At 63.0% G+C, this 15,774-nt stretch carries 14 protein-coding genes; 9 read left to right on the top strand and 5 right to left on the bottom strand.

The window, feature by feature from the left end; genetic code table 11:
• Nucleotides 1–45: 45 nt before the first annotated feature.
• The 6 genes from AC3YMN_RS09880 to AC3YMN_RS09855 are packed head-to-tail and all read left to right on the top strand — an operon-like array spanning nucleotide 46 to nucleotide 6,104.
• Nucleotides 46–1,206 carry a D-alanyl-D-alanine carboxypeptidase family protein gene (locus AC3YMN_RS09880; protein WP_489889902.1) on the top strand — a complete coding sequence of 387 codons (1,161 nt, stop codon included), beginning with the start codon at nucleotides 46–48 and terminating at the stop codon, nucleotides 1,204–1,206.
• Nucleotides 1,207–1,227: 21 nt separating this feature from the next.
• Nucleotides 1,228–1,914, top strand: a complete 687-nt coding sequence (tmk, locus tag AC3YMN_RS09875; RefSeq protein WP_489889901.1) for a dTMP kinase — start codon at nucleotides 1,228–1,230, stop codon at nucleotides 1,912–1,914.
• A complete protein-coding gene (locus AC3YMN_RS09870; RefSeq protein WP_489889900.1) occupies nucleotides 1,911–2,939 on the top strand; it encodes an AAA family ATPase in 1,029 nt (342 codons plus the stop codon). Before tmk ends, AC3YMN_RS09870 begins: the two co-directional genes overlap by 4 nt.
• Nucleotides 2,936–4,483, top strand: coding sequence for a methionine--tRNA ligase (gene metG, locus AC3YMN_RS09865; RefSeq protein ID WP_489889899.1), 1,548 nt, complete (start codon nucleotides 2,936–2,938; stop codon nucleotides 4,481–4,483). Before AC3YMN_RS09870 ends, metG begins: the two co-directional genes overlap by 4 nt.
• A 1-nt stretch (nucleotide 4,484) precedes the next feature.
• Nucleotides 4,485–5,264, top strand: coding sequence for a TatD family hydrolase (locus AC3YMN_RS09860; protein ID WP_489889898.1), 780 nt, complete (start codon nucleotides 4,485–4,487; stop codon nucleotides 5,262–5,264).
• Nucleotides 5,265–5,267: 3 nt separating this feature from the next.
• Complete coding sequence (locus AC3YMN_RS09855) at nucleotides 5,268–6,104, top strand: MBL fold metallo-hydrolase (protein WP_489889897.1); 837 nt, start codon at nucleotides 5,268–5,270, stop codon at nucleotides 6,102–6,104.
• Here AC3YMN_RS09855 and AC3YMN_RS09850 read toward each other — a convergent pair.
• From AC3YMN_RS09850 to AC3YMN_RS09830, 5 genes are read right to left on the bottom strand one after another with little or no spacing between them, the layout of a single operon-like run.
• Nucleotides 6,094–7,176, bottom strand: a complete 1,083-nt coding sequence (locus AC3YMN_RS09850) for a DUF2218 domain-containing protein (RefSeq protein ID WP_489889896.1) — start codon at nucleotides 7,174–7,176, stop codon at nucleotides 6,094–6,096. The two genes, AC3YMN_RS09855 and AC3YMN_RS09850, sit on opposite strands and share 11 nt — an antisense overlap.
• Nucleotides 7,173–8,021, bottom strand: a complete 849-nt coding sequence (locus AC3YMN_RS09845; protein ID WP_489889895.1) for an ABC transporter ATP-binding protein — start codon at nucleotides 8,019–8,021, stop codon at nucleotides 7,173–7,175. Before AC3YMN_RS09845 ends, AC3YMN_RS09850 begins: the two co-directional genes overlap by 4 nt.
• Nucleotides 8,018–9,004 (bottom strand): FecCD family ABC transporter permease, encoded by a 987-nt coding sequence (locus AC3YMN_RS09840; protein WP_489890188.1) that lies wholly within the window; start codon nucleotides 9,002–9,004, stop codon nucleotides 8,018–8,020. Before AC3YMN_RS09840 ends, AC3YMN_RS09845 begins: the two co-directional genes overlap by 4 nt.
• 50 nt (nucleotides 9,005–9,054) lie before the next feature.
• A complete protein-coding gene (locus tag AC3YMN_RS09835) occupies nucleotides 9,055–10,098 on the bottom strand; it encodes a FecCD family ABC transporter permease (protein WP_489889894.1) in 1,044 nt (347 codons plus the stop codon).
• Nucleotides 10,095–11,090 (bottom strand): iron-siderophore ABC transporter substrate-binding protein, encoded by a 996-nt coding sequence (locus AC3YMN_RS09830; protein WP_489890187.1) that lies wholly within the window; start codon nucleotides 11,088–11,090, stop codon nucleotides 10,095–10,097. The genes AC3YMN_RS09835 and AC3YMN_RS09830 overlap by 4 nt, the downstream gene beginning before the upstream one ends.
• Nucleotides 11,091–11,319: 229 nt before the next feature.
• Between AC3YMN_RS09830 and AC3YMN_RS09825 the strand changes: the two genes are divergently transcribed.
• The 3 genes from AC3YMN_RS09825 (at nucleotide 11,320) to AC3YMN_RS09815 (ending at nucleotide 15,771) form a co-directional block, all read left to right on the top strand.
• Nucleotides 11,320–13,473 (top strand): TonB-dependent siderophore receptor, encoded by a 2,154-nt coding sequence (locus AC3YMN_RS09825; protein ID WP_489889893.1) that lies wholly within the window; start codon nucleotides 11,320–11,322, stop codon nucleotides 13,471–13,473.
• Between the two features lie 675 nt (nucleotides 13,474–14,148).
• Entirely contained in the window at nucleotides 14,149–15,123 is a 975-nt protein-coding gene (locus tag AC3YMN_RS09820; RefSeq protein WP_489889892.1) for a sialic acid TRAP transporter substrate-binding protein SiaP, read from the top strand.
• A gap of 75 nt (nucleotides 15,124–15,198) precedes the next feature.
• Entirely contained in the window at nucleotides 15,199–15,771 is a 573-nt protein-coding gene (locus tag AC3YMN_RS09815) for a TRAP transporter small permease (protein ID WP_489889891.1), read from the top strand.
• The last annotated feature ends 3 nt before the right edge of the window (nucleotides 15,772–15,774 follow it).

The following is a 15,774-nucleotide window of genomic DNA, read 5'->3' as shown; positions in this document are numbered from 1 at the left end:
GGCGAAGGGCACTTTGTGCCCGGCTCCTTTCCGGAGACTCAAGCCATGGGATTGTCGATCGTGAACCGCTTTCTTGTCTGTCTGGCAGCGCTGCTGGCGCTGTCGGTTCCTGCCTTTGCGCAAGCCAATTTCGACACTAAAGCCAAGTTCGCCGTCCTGATGGATGAGGAATCGGGAACCGTCATCTTCCAAAAGGATGGCGATGTGCCAATGGAGCCGGCCAGCATGGCCAAGCTCATGACCGTGGCCGTGGTATTCAATGAAGTGCGTGCCGGGCGGGTCAGCCTGACCGACGAGTTCTTTGTATCCGAGCATGCCTGGCGCACCGGGGGTGCATCCTCGGGTGGCTCGACGATGTTTGCCGACCTCAACAGCAAGATCAAGGTCGAGGATCTCGTCCGCTCGGTGATCATCCAGTCGGGTAACGACGCGGCAATTGTGCTGGCCGAGGGCATTGCCGGTTCGGAAGGCAGCTTTGCCGCGATGATGAACGAGCTGGCCGAGGATATCGGGCTGCGCGGTTCGCACTTCACCAATTCCACGGGACTGCCTGATCCCGAGATGCATGTGACGGCGCGCGACCTCGCGAACCTGGCCCGCCATTTGATCCGCGAATATCCTGAATACTACCACTACTTCTCGGAACCCGAGATGGAATGGAACGGCATCCGCCAGCCCAACCGCAACTCGCTGGTGGAAATGGGCATCGGCGTCGATGGCCTCAAGACGGGCCACACGGAAGCGTCCGGTTATGGCTCGGTGATCTCTACCGACGACGGCGGCCGCCGCCTGATTGGGGTCGTGCATGGATTGACCTCGATGGCGCAGCGCACCGAAGAGGGGCGCAAGCTCATCACCTGGGGCACGCGGGCGTTTGAGCGCATTGCCGCTTATCCCGCGGGCAAGGTTGTCGCCTATGCCAATGTTTATGGCGGCAGCAGCGGCAGCGTTGGCCTTGTGGGCGACGGCGAGGTTTCGCTCTACCTGCCGCGCGGCTCGCGCAAATGCCTCAAGGGCGAAGTTGTCTATACCAGCCCACTGATGCCGCCGGTGCAGGCGGGCGACCAGATCGCCGAGTTGCGCGTATTCTGTGACAACCAGCTGGTGCAGGCTGCGCCCCTTTATGCCGCCGAAACGGTGGAAGAAGGCGATTTGGTGCGCAAGGCAACCGATGCTTTGAAGCAGCTGGCCTTGGGCTGGATGTAGGCAGAACATAGGCCCCATCTTATGCTTCAGGCTCCCATTCCTCGCCCCGCGCGCTTCCTGACCTTCGAAGGGGGCGAGGGGGTCGGCAAGTCGACCCAGGTCAAGCGTCTGCTCGCCAATCTCAACAATTTCTCGATCCAGGCCGTGCGCACCCGCGAGCCTGGTGGTACGCCGCGAGCCGAGGCCATCCGCTCCTTTATCCTGCAGGGACGTTCGGAAAGCTGGGGGCCGGGAGCCGAAGCCATCCTGTTTGCGGCGGCGCGCCACGATCACGTGACGCAGTTGATCGCGCCAAATCTGAGCCAAGGGACCTGGGTGATCTCGGACCGTTTCCACGACAGCACTCGCGCTTATCAGGGGCTGACCGGGGGCGTTGACGACAAGCTGATCGAGGCGCTCGAAGTTCTGGCGCTGGACGGCCACACGCCGGACCTCACCATCGTGCTCGACATGGACCCCGAACTGGCGTTTCGGCGCGTTGCGCAACGCGACCTCGAGGATGGGCTGGCGCAAACGGGCGATCGGTTCGAAAAGGAAGAGCTCGACTGGCACCGGCGGCTGCGCGAGGGATTTCTAGCCATTGCCGCGGCCAATCCCGGCCGCTGCGTCGTGCTGTCCGCCGACCAGGACGAAGACGCGCTGGAAGCGGAAATCTGGGACGCGGTGCAGGCGCGCTTTCCCGAACTGCTCGAAGGCACCCAGGCGTGAGCGATCCTGACGCGCTTGCCGATCTGCCCGCGCCCGAGCGGCGCCAGCGCGCCCAGGGGCATGATAATGCCCGCGCCACCATCTTGGAGCGTCTGGCGGCGGGGCGGCTGCCCGGTGGCATTCTGCTGCACGGCCCGCAGGGCATCGGCAAGGCTACGCTGGCCTTTGAACTGGCGAGTGCCATCCTGGCGGCGACGGGCGACGAGGATGCCCATCGTGTTGCCGAGCAGGTTGCGGCCATGTCGCATCCCAATCTCTTCGTGCTGCGGCGGCGCCCCAAGGACGCCAAGGGCTTTTACACCGTGATCCGGGTCGAAGATGTGCGTGACCTGCGCGACAGCATGCACCGCACGCGCGGGCGATCGGGGCATCGCGTTGCCATTATCGACCCGATCGATGATGCCAACCCTTCCGCCGCCAATGCCTTGCTCAAGACGCTCGAAGAGCCACCACCAGATACGACGTTCCTGCTGATCTCGCACCGGCCCGGTCGCTTGTTGCCCACCATCAAGTCGCGCTGCCATGTGCTGGGGCTGCGCCCGCTCGCCGACGCCGAGCTGCGGGCCGTGGTGGCAGGGGAAAAACCCGATCTTTCCGTCGCCGAGCTCGATCGGGCCGTAGCGCTCGCCGGCGGGCGGCCACGCCGGGCCTTTGAAACCCTGGCGCTGGGCGAAGACTCGGCGCTTGGTGCCCTCAGTGCCTGGCTGCAGGCGCCAACGCGCCAGCCCGCCAGCGTGCACCTGACCCTTGCCGATGCACTGGGCGCCGACCCGCAGGGGGCGGAGATGTCCTTTGCCAAGGAAATGCTCGACAACTGGATGGCCGACGAAGCGCGGCGGGCGGCGATTGAGCCATCCAACCGGTTGCGGCTTGCCTCGGCAAACGAGCTATGGGACAAGGCACACGCATTGCTCGAGGACGCCGAGAGCATCAATCTGGACACCAAGCAGACCCTGGTCATTATCTTCGATGCCATTCGCAGGCACCTCGACCGGACCGCTGCCGCCCCGACCGAGTACTCATGACCGACAGCTTTTACATCACCACCGCCATCTCCTATCCCAACGGCGCGCCCCATATCGGGCACGCCTACGAGATGATCGCGACCGACGCCATCGCCCGCTGGAAGCGGCTCGAGGGGCGCGAGGTGTATTTCCTCACGGGTACCGACGAGCACGGCATCAAGATGGTGCAGACCGCCCAGGCCCAGGGCATTCCGGTGCGCGAGCTGGCAGATCGTAATTCGGGTGAGTTTCGGCGCCTGGCCGAAGCGCTCGAGCTTTCCAACGACGATTTCATCCGCACCACCGAGCCGCGCCACCATGAAGCGAGCCAGGCCATCTGGAAGCGCATGGCCGACAGCAGCAATGGCGACATTTTCCAATCCACCTACAAGGGCTGGTATTCGGTGCGGGACGAGGCCTATTTCGATGAGGACGAACTCACCGAAAAGGACGGCAAGCGCTTTGCGCCCACGGGCGCCGAGGTGAACTGGGTGGAAGAGCCCACCTACTTCTTCCGCCTCTCGGCCTACCAGCAAAAGCTGCTCGACCTCTACGAGGCCAACCCGGATTTCATCGCGCCCAAGGAGCGGCGCAACGAGATCATCTCCTTCGTCAAAGGCGGTCTGCAAGATCTGTCGATCTCGCGCACGACCTTCGACTGGGGCATTCCGGTGCCCGATGCGCCGGGACATGTGATGTATGTCTGGGTCGACGCGCTGACCAATTACATCACCGGTCTTGGCTTTCCCGACGAGCAGAACGAGCTGTTCAAGAAGTTCTGGCCGGCCGATTTGCATGTGATCGGCAAGGACATCATCCGCTTCCACACCGTGTACTGGCCCGCCTTCCTGATGAGCGCCGGGCTGCCGGTGCAGCACCGCGTCTTTGCGCACGGCTTCCTGACCGTCGACGGGCAGAAGATGAGCAAGTCGCTCGGCAATGTCATCGACCCGTTCCATCTGGTTGAGACCTTCGGCGCTGACGCCCTGCGCTATTTCTTTTTGCGTGAAGTCTCGTTCGGCAATGACGGCGACTACAGCAATGAAAAGCTGGTGAACCGGGTCAATGCCGACCTGGCGAATAATCTGGGCAACCTGGCGCAGCGCTCGCTGTCGATGATCAACAAGAACTGCGACGGCAAGGTGCCTGCAGTGGGTCACGCCACGGCGGCCGACGAGGCCCTGGAGCGCGAGGTTGGCGAGGCCATCCAGGCTGCGCAAAAGGCCATGGACGAGCAGTTGGTGCACGAAGCCACCGGCGCGATCATGGCCGCGCTGAGCTCGGCGAACAATTACTTCGCGGCCCAGGAGCCTTGGGCCCTCAAGAAAACCGATCCCGAGCGCATGGGCACCGTGCTGTATCGCACTGCCGACACCGTGCGGCGCCTGGCCATCCCGATGCTGGCCTTTGTGCCGGGCTCGGCCGCCAAGCTGCTCGACCAGCTGGCGGTGCCCGAAACCGACCGGCTGCTGCCCTTGGCGCTGGTGCGAGACCGCCTCGTTCCCGGCACGGAACTGCCCGTGCCGCAGGGCGTTTTCGCGCGTCTGGACAAGCCGGCAGAGTAAGATGCTGATCGATAGCCACTGCCATCTCGATTTCGAGGCGCTGTCCGCCGATCTGGACGGCGTGATGAGCCGGGCCAAGGCCGCCGGGGTCACCGGAATGGTGACGATTTCCACACGTGTGGAAAACTTTTCGACCTATACGGACCTGGCGGAACGATACGAGAACGTCTGGTGCTCGATCGGCACCCATCCGCACAACGCGCATGAGGAGCTGCATGTCACGGCAGATGAACTCGTGCGGCTAAGTGCCCATCCGCGCTGCGTTGCCATTGGCGAGGCGGGGCTGGATTACTTCTACGACAATGCGCCCCGCGAAGCGCAGGCCACAGGCTTGCGCCGCCACATCGCGGCTGCCCGCATCACCGGTCTTCCACTGGTTATCCACAGCCGCCAAGCGGACGAAGACATGGCTGCCATCCTTGAAGAAGAGGCCGGGCAGGGCGCATTCCACTTTGTTCTGCACTGCTTCACGGCGGGACCGGAACTGGCGCGACGGGCCCTGGCGCTGGGTGGCTATATCTCGTTCTCCGGGATCATCACCTTCAAGAATGCCGAGGAGATCCGGGAAGTCGCGAGCTTTGTGCCGGCCGACCGTTATCTCGTGGAAACCGACGCGCCCTATCTCGCGCCCATTCCGCATCGCGGCCAATCCAATGAGCCGGCCTTTGTGCGCCACACCGCCAAAAAACTCGCCGAAGTGCGCGGCATCGATCTGGAAACCCTTGGCGCGCAGACCACCGCGAATTTTGCGCGGCTGTTCAGCAAGACCGGGCTGGTTTGAGCGATGGCAGCCGCGACCAAGCTCGTTGCGACGATCCTGGGCTGCGGCTCCTCGGGCGGCGTGCCGCGCGTGGGCAATAATTGGGGCGATTGCGACCCCAGCGAGCCGCGCAACCGGCGTCGTCGCTGTTCGCTGCTGATCGAAGGCTGGAGCGAGGGCAGCACGGAGCCGACGCGCATTCTCATCGACACCGGCGCCGATCTGCGCGAACAACTGCTCGAGGCGCAAGTTGGGCGGCTGGACGCCGTGTTCTATACCCACGAGCATGCCGACCACACACACGGCATCGATGATCTGCGCGTACTGGCGCTGCAGAACCGCCGGCGGGTGGATGTGTTCTTCACCCCTGAGTGCGGGCAGCGGTTGCGCGAGGCCTTCGGCTATTGCTTTGCCACGCCCAAGGGTGGGGATTATCCGCCAATCCTCAACGCCCATGAGATCGAGCCCGGGGAAGGGCTGACCATTGACGGTCCGGGTGGGAGCATCGACATTACCGGCTTCGAGCAGGAGCACGGCAATATCCGCTCGCTCGGCTTCCGCGTCGCTGACTTCGCTTATTCCTGCGATCTTTCGGGCATCCCAGGCCAGTCCTTTGCGGCGGTGTCAGGGCTGACGTCCTGGGTGATCGACGCGCTGCGTCCGGCGCCGCATCCCAGCCATTTGAGCCTGCCCGAAACGCTCGAACTGATCGAGCGCTTCGCGCCAAGCCAGGCGGTACTGACCAATCTGCATATCGACCTGGACTACCGCGCCACCGAAGCAGGCACACCCGACAATGTCACGCCAGCTTTCGATGGCATGCAGATCGACATGCTGAGCGGCGAAGTGCTCAATCGCTGACTGAGCCTGCAGGCGCCTCGCGTTCCCAATACCACGCGACATACATGGCCTTGCGATCGTGGCCGCGGCTCTTGAGGAATGAGCGCACGGCGCGGACATCCTGCTTCTCGCAGGCCACCCACACATAGGTCTGGCTGTCAACCGCGCCGAGGGCTTGCTTGATTTCGCCAGCGAAGGTGCCCTGGCTTGCATCGGGATAGGTCTTGCGGTGCAGCCAGCGGATATCGAGCGCGGCGGCGGAACGGAGTTCTTGCTCTTCGCTCTCGTCCCAAACCTCGATCAGGGCTTGCAGGCGCGTTCCCGCCGGCGCTTCCTCCGCGATGCGTGCAATGGCTGGCAAAGCCGCTTCGTCCCCGGCAAGGAAGATCGAAGCGCCCTCCGGCAACTTGCCGCTGGATGGGCCCAAGAGAGCCACTTGCATACCGGGCACTGCATCGCGCGCGAAGTCCGCGCCCGGCGTTTCGACGCCTGGTGCGGGGTGCTGCAGGAAATCGATCCAGAGTTCGCCGCGCTCGGTGTCGACCGCCCTGATCGTATAGGCGCGAACAAGCAGCGCATCATCACCCTCAGGCCAGTTCACCCGGCCATCGCGGCGATAGCTGGGCCAAACCGGCGGGCGGTTCTGTGGCGGCACCAGGAGTTGCACATGCATTTCTCCGCCAACGAATGGGCTAACGTCGGCGCAGCTGAATTTCACGCGCCGCATGCGGGGGGTGATGTCCTCGGCGCCCGCCACCGTGACATGGTGCAGGTTCGGTAGGGTCAGGGGCTGGGCTGGCTCGGACCATTCCAGCGCGAATGGCTCCTTGCCGGCGAAATAGAACAGATGCTCCGCCAGATCTGTGCGGCTCATTTCCAGCGCCAGGGGCGTGGGCGCGGTCAGTTCGATCAACAGTTTGCCGGCATCGGCCCGGATGCTGGCCAGGCCGGCTTCATTGCGCAACAGCGCGAAATTATCCAGACGCTGCACTTCGGCGTGCTCGACGAAATGCTCGCAGATTTCCTCCAGCATCCAGATCGCATCGCTCGGAAGCGCCACGCCTGAAAGCTTGTATTCCTGCAAAGCGATCATGGGGAGGTCTCCTTGAAGCGGTGGTGGGGGTTGGAATGGGTTGGGGGCGGGAGCGTGCCGTGCCGGCCGATGGGCAGCATGATGGGGCGCCCCGAAACTGGGTCGGTGATGACCTGGCTCGCGATGCCGAACACCTGCTGGATGGTGGCTGGTGTCACCACCTGATCGGGATGGCCGATCACCTGCACTTGCCCGCCGGCCATCGCCACAAGGCAGTCAGCATAGCGAGCGGCCAGGTTGATGTCGTGCAGCACCATGACAATGGTGGTGCCGCGCGAGCGGTTGAGGTCGGTCAGGAGGTCAAGCACTTCGATCTGGTGACTGATGTCGAGAAAGGTGGTTGGCTCATCGAGGAGCAAAATGTCGGTTTGCTGCGCCAGCGCCATGGCAATCCAGACGCGCTGGCGCTGTCCGCCGGACAGCTCTTCGATCGGGCGCTCCGCCAAATCAGTGGTCCGGGTGGCAAGGAGGGCGTTCTCGACCGCTTCGTCGTCCTGCCGGGTCCAGCGCGCGAACAGCCCCTGGTGCGGATGCCGGCCGCGGCTCACCAGATCGGCCACGGCTATGCCTTCAGGCGCAATGGGCGACTGGGGCAGCAAGCCAAGTGTTCGGGCCAGCTGGCGCGGCGGGGTCTGGTGGATCGTCTTGCCGTCCAGCACCACTTGCCCGCTATGGGGAACGAGGAGGCGGGACATGGCGCGTAGCAGTGTGGACTTGCCACAGGCATTGGCGCCCACGATCACCGTGATCTGCCCCATTGGCACCTGCAGATCGAGGCCATGGAGGATCTCCGTCTCGCCATAGCGAGCGCGAAGCTTGTCGACCGTCAGGGAATGGCGCGTCACAACGTGCCTCCGGTGCGGTTGGTCCGCACGATGAGGTAAATCAGGTAAGGCGCGCCCAAGGCTCCGGTGACCACACCGACAGGATAGCGGGCGGGCAGCAGGAATTGCCCGGCATAATCAGCACCCAGCACCAGCAATGCCCCCACCAGCGCCGCCGGAACGAGCAGCAACTGGCGCGGGCCCACGATCCGGGCCGCAATAGGTCCGGACAGGAAGGCCACGAAGGCGATTGGGCCGGTGACTGCGGTGGCAGTCGCGATCAGGCCCACGGCCGAAATGATCACCAGCACCCGCGTCTGCGAAACGTGTATGCCAAGGGCCGAGGCCGTGTCGTCACCCAGCCGCAGCAGATCAAGCTCGCGGGTGAGGAGGAGCAGCACGCCACCAAACAAGGCGAGGGCTCCTAGCACCGGAACGGCCTGAACCAGCTGGACGCCGTTGAGGCTGCCAGAGAGCCAACGCAGGGCCTCCTGCAAATTCCAGTCCGGGGCCTGCGTGAGGAGATAGGCAACCATGCTTTCCAGCATGGCGGAAACGCCGATGCCCACGAGGATCAGCCGGGTGCCCGCGACCCCGTTGCGAAAGGACAGCCCGTAAACGAGGAGCGCGACCGAAAGGCCCGCGCCGACGGCGAAGAGGGATACGACGGTTCCCTTGAGCGAGAGCACGACAATGGCGAACACGGCGGCAGCACTCGCGCCCGAACTGATGCCGATGATGTCGGGGCTGGCCAGGGGATTGCGCAGCATGATCTGAAAGGCCGCGCCCGCCATGCCAAAGCTCAGGCCGGACAAGATTGCCAGTACACCCCGGGGCAGGCGCAACTGTCCGACGGCAAAGCTGGCGCCAGCCACATCCTCGCCGAGCAGCACCCGCAGCACATCGGCCGGTGGCGTGAAGGATTGGCCTAATGTGAGGGTCAGCGCGAAAAGAGCCCCGAGGAGCGCAAGCAACCCGGCCGTGACAGTCGCCTGGCGGGCCATGCGGTTGCGCCGGCTGGCGGCGAAGCTGAACGGAGCGGCGGCGAGCACGGTCACAGCTCCCGGATACGTTGGCGGCGAACCACCCAGATGAAAAAGGGTGCGCCGACCAGGGCCGTGATGATGCCGACATCGAGCTCGGCCGGACGGGCGACAATGCGCCCGACAATATCGGCCAGGACCAGCAGGCCTGCGCCGCCAATGGCCGAAAGCGGCAGCAGCCAGCGATAATCGGAGCCAAACAGCAGGCGGCACAAAAGCGGCACGACAAGGCCGACAAAGCCGATCGGACCGCACGCCGCCGTGGTGGCGCCGCAGAGCAGGATGGCCCCGAACGCCCCCACCGCCCGGATCAAGGCAACGTGCTCTCCCAGGCCTGCAGCCAGGTCATCGCCCAGAGCCAGCGCGTTGAGCTTTTTGGCACAAAGCAGGCTGACAATGAGCCCGACAGCGAGGAAGGGGAGCACAACGAGGATGCGCTCGAAGTCAGCGCCGCCGACCCCGCCGATCTGCCAGGAGCGGATGCCGCCGGCGATGTCGTTGCGCGGCAGCACCACGGCTGTCACCAGCGAGGAAAAGGCAATCGAGGTCGCGGCACCAGCCAGCACCAGCTTGAGCGGGGTCGCACCACCGCGGCCCAGCGAGCCGATGGTGTAGACCAAGAGGGCGGTGCCACCCGCGCCGCCGATTGCCGCCCAAACAAAGGCCTGGGTCGAGCTGATGTTGAACCAGGCAATGCCAAGCACCACCGCCAGCGCAGCCCCGGTATTGACCCCCAGAATACCCGGATCGGCCAGGGGATTGCGGGTGATGCCCTGCATCACGGTACCGGCAAGGCCAAGGGCGGCGCCGCTCAGCAAGCCGAGCACGGTCCGGGGGATGCGCAGCGAAACCGAGGCCTGTCCGATCGTGTCTTCATGCCCGAGCAGGGCTGCGGTGATGTCCGCCCAGGAAACCTCGCGCGAGCCCACGGTGATCGAAAGTACGCAAAGCAGCGCCACGAGTGCAACACCGGCGGCCAGCCACAGGCTGCGTTGGGCACCCGATGGGCCAAACAGCTTGGGGGGAGCGGTCGTTGACGCGCCGGACACTGTCATTGCAGCTTTTCCGCCGCATCCGACAGCAGCGCCAGGTAGTCGTCGAGAATAAAGGAGATCGAAAGCGGGGTCGGATTGGCCGCAGTTCCCGCGGGATCGGAGCCCAGAACAACCAGTGCACCCCGCGCAGCCGCCGGCATCTTGGAGATCAAGGAATTGGCTTTAACGGCATCCACCAGCTGCTGATCGCCATAGGTGACGAGGATATCGACGTCGTTGAACATGTCGATCTGCTCAGCACTCACGGAGCCCGAGTACTTCCCGGGAAGGGAGGCATTGGTGACGCTTTGAGGGGATTGCAGCCCCAAATCCGCGAAGAATTTCACCCGCGTGTCGTTGGCCGTGTAGAAATTGATGGTGCTGAGGTCAAAGGCATTGAGATGGGTCACGAACATGGCCCGCTTGCCGCGCAGGTCGGGGTGAGCGGCGGCTGCCTCGGCGATCTCGGCCTCAATGCCGGTGACCAGCGCTTCCCCTTCGGCGCCCAGGCCGAGCGCCCGGCTGTTGAGGCGGATCATCTCGCGCCACTCGGTCGACCATGGCGCATCGGGATAGGCGACCACGGGAGCGATTTGGCTCAGCATGTCATAGTCCTGCTGGCTGAGCCCGGAATAGGCGGCCAGGATCACGTCGGGATCGGTTGCGGCCACAGCCTCGAAGTCGACCCCGTCGCCCTCGTCGAACAGCACCGGCGTTTGCGCGCCGAGTTCCTCGAGCTTGTCGGCCACCCAGGGCAGCACGCCATCAGCATTGTCATCGCCAAAATCGGCACGGGCAAAGCCCACGGGCACAATGCCAAGCGCCAGCGGCACCTCGTGATTGGCCCAAGCGACCGTCGCAACGCGCACTGGCTTGGCGGGAATCACCGTGGTGCCCAGGGCATGCTCGATGGTGAGAGGAAAGCTGGCGCTTTCCTGCGCCATGACGCCGCCGGCAGCGCCAGTAGCGCTCCACGCCATAATGAGGATCGCAGCAAAACGAGGCAGCCGCAGCATCGGCAAAGTCCTTCAGGTACAAAGCGGACTGTGCATGTCAGGTTTGACGGTGCGGCGTCAACCGGCGAAATCGCACCACCAGCAAGATTTTGAAATTGCCGGTGAATTGCCACGCATTGGTCGGCTTTGCTAAAACCGGAGCATAGCAGTCAGCTTACCAGCGAGCCACCGAAACCGGCCGGATCGCTGTTGAACCAGTATCATCCGGATTGAATTGGGTACGACTATGGGCATTGAGGGATACGGCGAAACGAGCAAGCGCAAGCGGGGGCATTTGGGGATCCCCATGCTGCTGGGCTGCACGGCCCTGGCGGGCATGGTGCCCAGCCTCGTTTTTGCGCAGGACACCGCCGGCGCCGGCTCAACCCTGGTCCTGCCTGCCATTACCATCGAGGGCCAGGCCCAGAATAGCGACGATGACCGCGCCTCGATCGTTGCGCGTACCACCACCAGCGGCTCCAAACTTGCGACCCCGATCCTCGACACTCCCGCCACGGTTTCGGTGATCACGGCCAAGGAAATCGAGCGCCGCGACGCCGAAACGGCCGAAGAGATCCTGCAATATACGCCCGGCGTGGTCACCGACTTCTATGGTTCGGATGGTCGCTTCGATTACTTCAAGATCCGCGGGCTCGATGCTTATGCCTATCGGGATGGCCTTGGAATCGGCCGGCCGTTCCTGGGCGTGCGCGAGGAGCCTTATGCCTTTGAGCGGGTGGAAGTGGTCAAGGGCGCCAACTCCACCGCATTCGGCCTCGGCGACCCCGGCGGCTCGGTGAACTATGTCAGCAAGACCCCCAGAAGCGAGAAGTTCGGCGAGGTCTTTGTGACCGGAGGTTCGTTCGGCCGGGGCGAGATCGGCGCTGATTTCGGCGACAATATCACCCCCGATGAGACGCTCTCCTACCGTGTCACCGGCAAACTGCGCCTGGCCGGGGACGAATATGACTATTCCAATGACGACGAGGCCTTTGCAATGGGCGGCGTCACCTGGCGCCCAAGCGACGCCACCAAGTTGACCGTTGTCTACGACCACCTCCGCAAGCGGAATTCGCCCAATAGCGGCGGCCATCCGGTGGGCACCGACTTTGACCGCGACGTGTTTTTTGGCGAACCCGACTTCAACTACGCCACGCTTGACCGTGACACCGTGAGCCTGATGTTCGACCACGATTTCGGGTCGGGCCTCACTTTCAGCTCCAACGCGCGCTATTCCAACTCAGCCAGTGACTATGGCTACGCCTATATCTCGGGCCCAACCACCGGCACCGTGGCGGCCCGCGACTTCGTGGCCAGCGAAGGCAGCCGCGAACACTTCATCATAGATGGGCGCCTGCAATACGAGGCTAGCCTCGGCGATGTCGATTCCCGCACACTGGTCGGCGTCGAGCACAACGACGATAACTCCACGAGCAAGGGCTTTTACGGCGCTGCTCCCGGCATTGATTGGACGGACCCGGTTTATACCGGGGCGCCCAAAGTGCTGCCGATCTATGCCGATGCGGCCTACAACACTAAGGGCAACGCGATCTATCTGCAGCAGGAATTGACCTTCTCCGATAGCCTGATCGCCACAGTCGGCGTCCGCAATGATTGGCTCGATCTGGAGCAAACCGACAATCTCAGCGGCACCACCTTTGGCGGTGACTTCAGCGAGTTCACCAAGCGCGCCGGCCTGGTCTACAAGTTCACCCCGGAAGTATCGGGCTTTGTCAGCTATGCCGAGTCAGCGGTTCCGGCAGCGCCTTATGGCACGCCCGTCACCACCCTTGCGCCCGAGCGCGGACAGCAATGGGAAGTGGGCGTCAAATACCAGCCTGAGGCTTATCCGGCGCTGTTTACCGCTTCGCTCTTCAGCCTGTCCAAGGACAACATCACCGTCACGGTACCGGGAACCCCGCCGACCCAGGAAACCCTGGGCGAAGTGCGCGTCAATGGCATCGACCTTGAAGCCAAGGCCGAGCTGATGGAAAACCTGACGGTCACCGCCGCCTATAGCTACATGATGTCGGAGATCGTGGAGGATGGCGCCACGGGCAATGCCGGCAACGAGCTTTCCCGCGTGCCCAATCACCTCGCTTCGCTTTGGGTGGACTACACCATCCCCAGCATCGGCAGCCTGGGTGAGATCACTCTTGGCGCCGGCGCGCGCTATACCGGCGCCTATTACATCGACGACGCCAACACAACCAAGGCCGATGCGGCCATAATCTTCGATGCTGCCCTGAACTATGAGATCCAGGAAAACACCACCCTGCAGCTCAATGTCAGCAACATCTTCGACGAAAAGCATGCCGCCCAGAAATATGTCGGCGGCTTTGGCGCCACTTTCTACAATCCCGGCCGCACCATCAGCGCGACCCTCAAGCAAACCTGGTAAGCTTTAACTCACGCCCACCCGCTTTCTGAGCGGGTGGGCACGGCCCGTTTCTTGATGCGTTGACCTTAGCGGGAGCCCCACCAGACGATAACCGCTCGAAGCGGCTCGAAATTGTTCGGCTGGCAGGAGATAGCAAGTTCAGCAATCTCGGCTGCGGCCCAAATTGCTATAGTGTTGTCCACACACAACTTTTGCCCGCAGCAGAATACCTCCTTGACACTGCAGGGCGAACGCGACAGCCTTCCGGTAAAGGTCAGACCGCTTCCTGGGAGGCAGGCGGTCATGGCGAGGAGGATATAGCGGCGATGCCAAGTCAGGCCGTCGAACCACGCCGGCTTTATCGGCAGATCGCAGATCAGCCACGCCAACGGATAGACGCCAGGGACTTCCTGGCGAGCGAACGGTTGCGGTATCGCTATGGTTGGCTTGGCATGTGGCGCGCCAGCGTCTGGGCGGCGCTGCTTACGCCTGCAGCTGAAGTGCGGCGTTCGTGCAACCCATTCCCGCCCAGGATTCCAGACCCGCAACACCGACGCAAAGGTCTCCGCTGCTGTCGGAAACCCGATGCTCGGAAAACTTCGGGTAAATTACCTCAGCGAAGGGGCAGGGGCTAGTCACGCGCCGGGAGGAGACTTGGCGCAAGAAGTCAGACCAAGAACAAAAGGGAGGTTCACTGTGTTGAAAAAATACGCCGTTCTACTGGGCACCATTGCTGCAGTCGCGCTGCCAATCGCGTCAGCTTCGGCCCAAACTGCGCTGAAATGGGCCCATGTCTACGAAACCTCCGAGCCTTTTCACACGGAATCGGTGTGGGCGGCGGAAGAGATCGAGAAACGCACCGATGGCCGCTACACCATCGATGTGTTTCCGGCCTCGCAGCTGGGCAAGGAAACCGACATCAATCAGGGGCTTACCCTTGGTACGGTTGATATCATCATTTCCGGCTCGAGCTTTGCCGCCCGGGAGTTTTCGCCCATCGGGGTGACCTATTTCCCCTTCATCTTCCGCGATGCCAACCATCTGCTCGCCTATACACAAAGCGATAAGTACAAGGAACTGACGGCCGGTTACGAAGAGGCGTCGGGTCACCACATCACGGCCACCACCTATTACGGCACGCGGCACACCACATCCAATCGGCCGATCGAGAAATGCGCGGACATGCAGGGGCTCAAGATCCGGGTTCCCGATGTGCCCGCTTATCTGGCCATGCCCCGTGCTTGCGGCGCCAACACGGCACCCATTGCCTTTGCCGAAGTCTATCTGGCCCTGCAGCAGGGAACGGTGGAAGCGCAGGAAAATCCCCTGACCACCATCGACGCCAAGAAGTTCTACGAAGTGCAAAAGCACATCATCCTGACCGGGCACATCGTTGACCATCTCAATACGATCGTGTCGCAGTCGCGCTGGGCGCAGCTCTCCGACGAAGACAAGGCGATCTTCACCGAGGTCATGCAGGAAGCCGCAGAGCGGGCCACCAACATCGTCGTCGAGCGCGAAGCCGAGCTTGTGCAAACCTTTACCGAGCGTGGCCTGACGGTCACCGAGGTGGATCGCGCCGATTTCGAAGCCAATGTCATGCAGAAAGTGACTTTCGAGGAGTTCGGCTATCGCCAGGCCGATTGGGAGGCGATCCGCGCCATCCAGTAGTTCGCGAACAAGGCAGGCCCGGCAGCACAAACCGCGGCCTGCTTTTCCGCCCCCTTGCTTTCGGAGCTGCGGCGAATGAGCCAAGAAACCCACACCCAGATTTCCGCCGAAGAACTCTCCAGCGCTTTCCAGGAAGACACTGCGCCGATCGATCTCAAACAATATGCCTGGGAAGATTGGATCACCCTCGCCGTGTTCTGGGGCATGTCCCTTTGCGTTTTCCTGCAGTTCTTCACCCGCTATGTGATGAACAACAGTTTCGCCTGGACCGAAGAGATCGCGATCAACTGCCTGGTTGTGGTTGTGTTTCTGGGCGCAGTGATGTGCACCCGAATGACCCGGCACATCCATGTGGATGTGATCTATCACTATCTGCCTGCGGGGGTTGGGCGCTGGCTGGCGCTTGCGGTCAACCTGATCACCATCGCTTTTTTTGCCTACATGACCTGGCTGTTCTGGCGCTATGTCGGAATCGTCCATGACGAGCGCATGGTGACCATCGACCTGCCGCGCAATGTGGTGTTCTACGCCGTTCTGGCGGGTTTTGCCTTGATGACGGTGCGCGCCGTCCAGGTGTTCGTCGGCAATTTTCGGCGGGGTTATTCAGTGCTGGAGCGACCAACCGCCTTTGACGGGCTGGGGGAATAAACC

Source organism: Devosia sp. Z11_6 (assembly GCF_058133665.1).
Note: the sequence above shows the minus strand (reverse complement) of the source record. Positions and strands in the feature narration are given on the sequence as shown.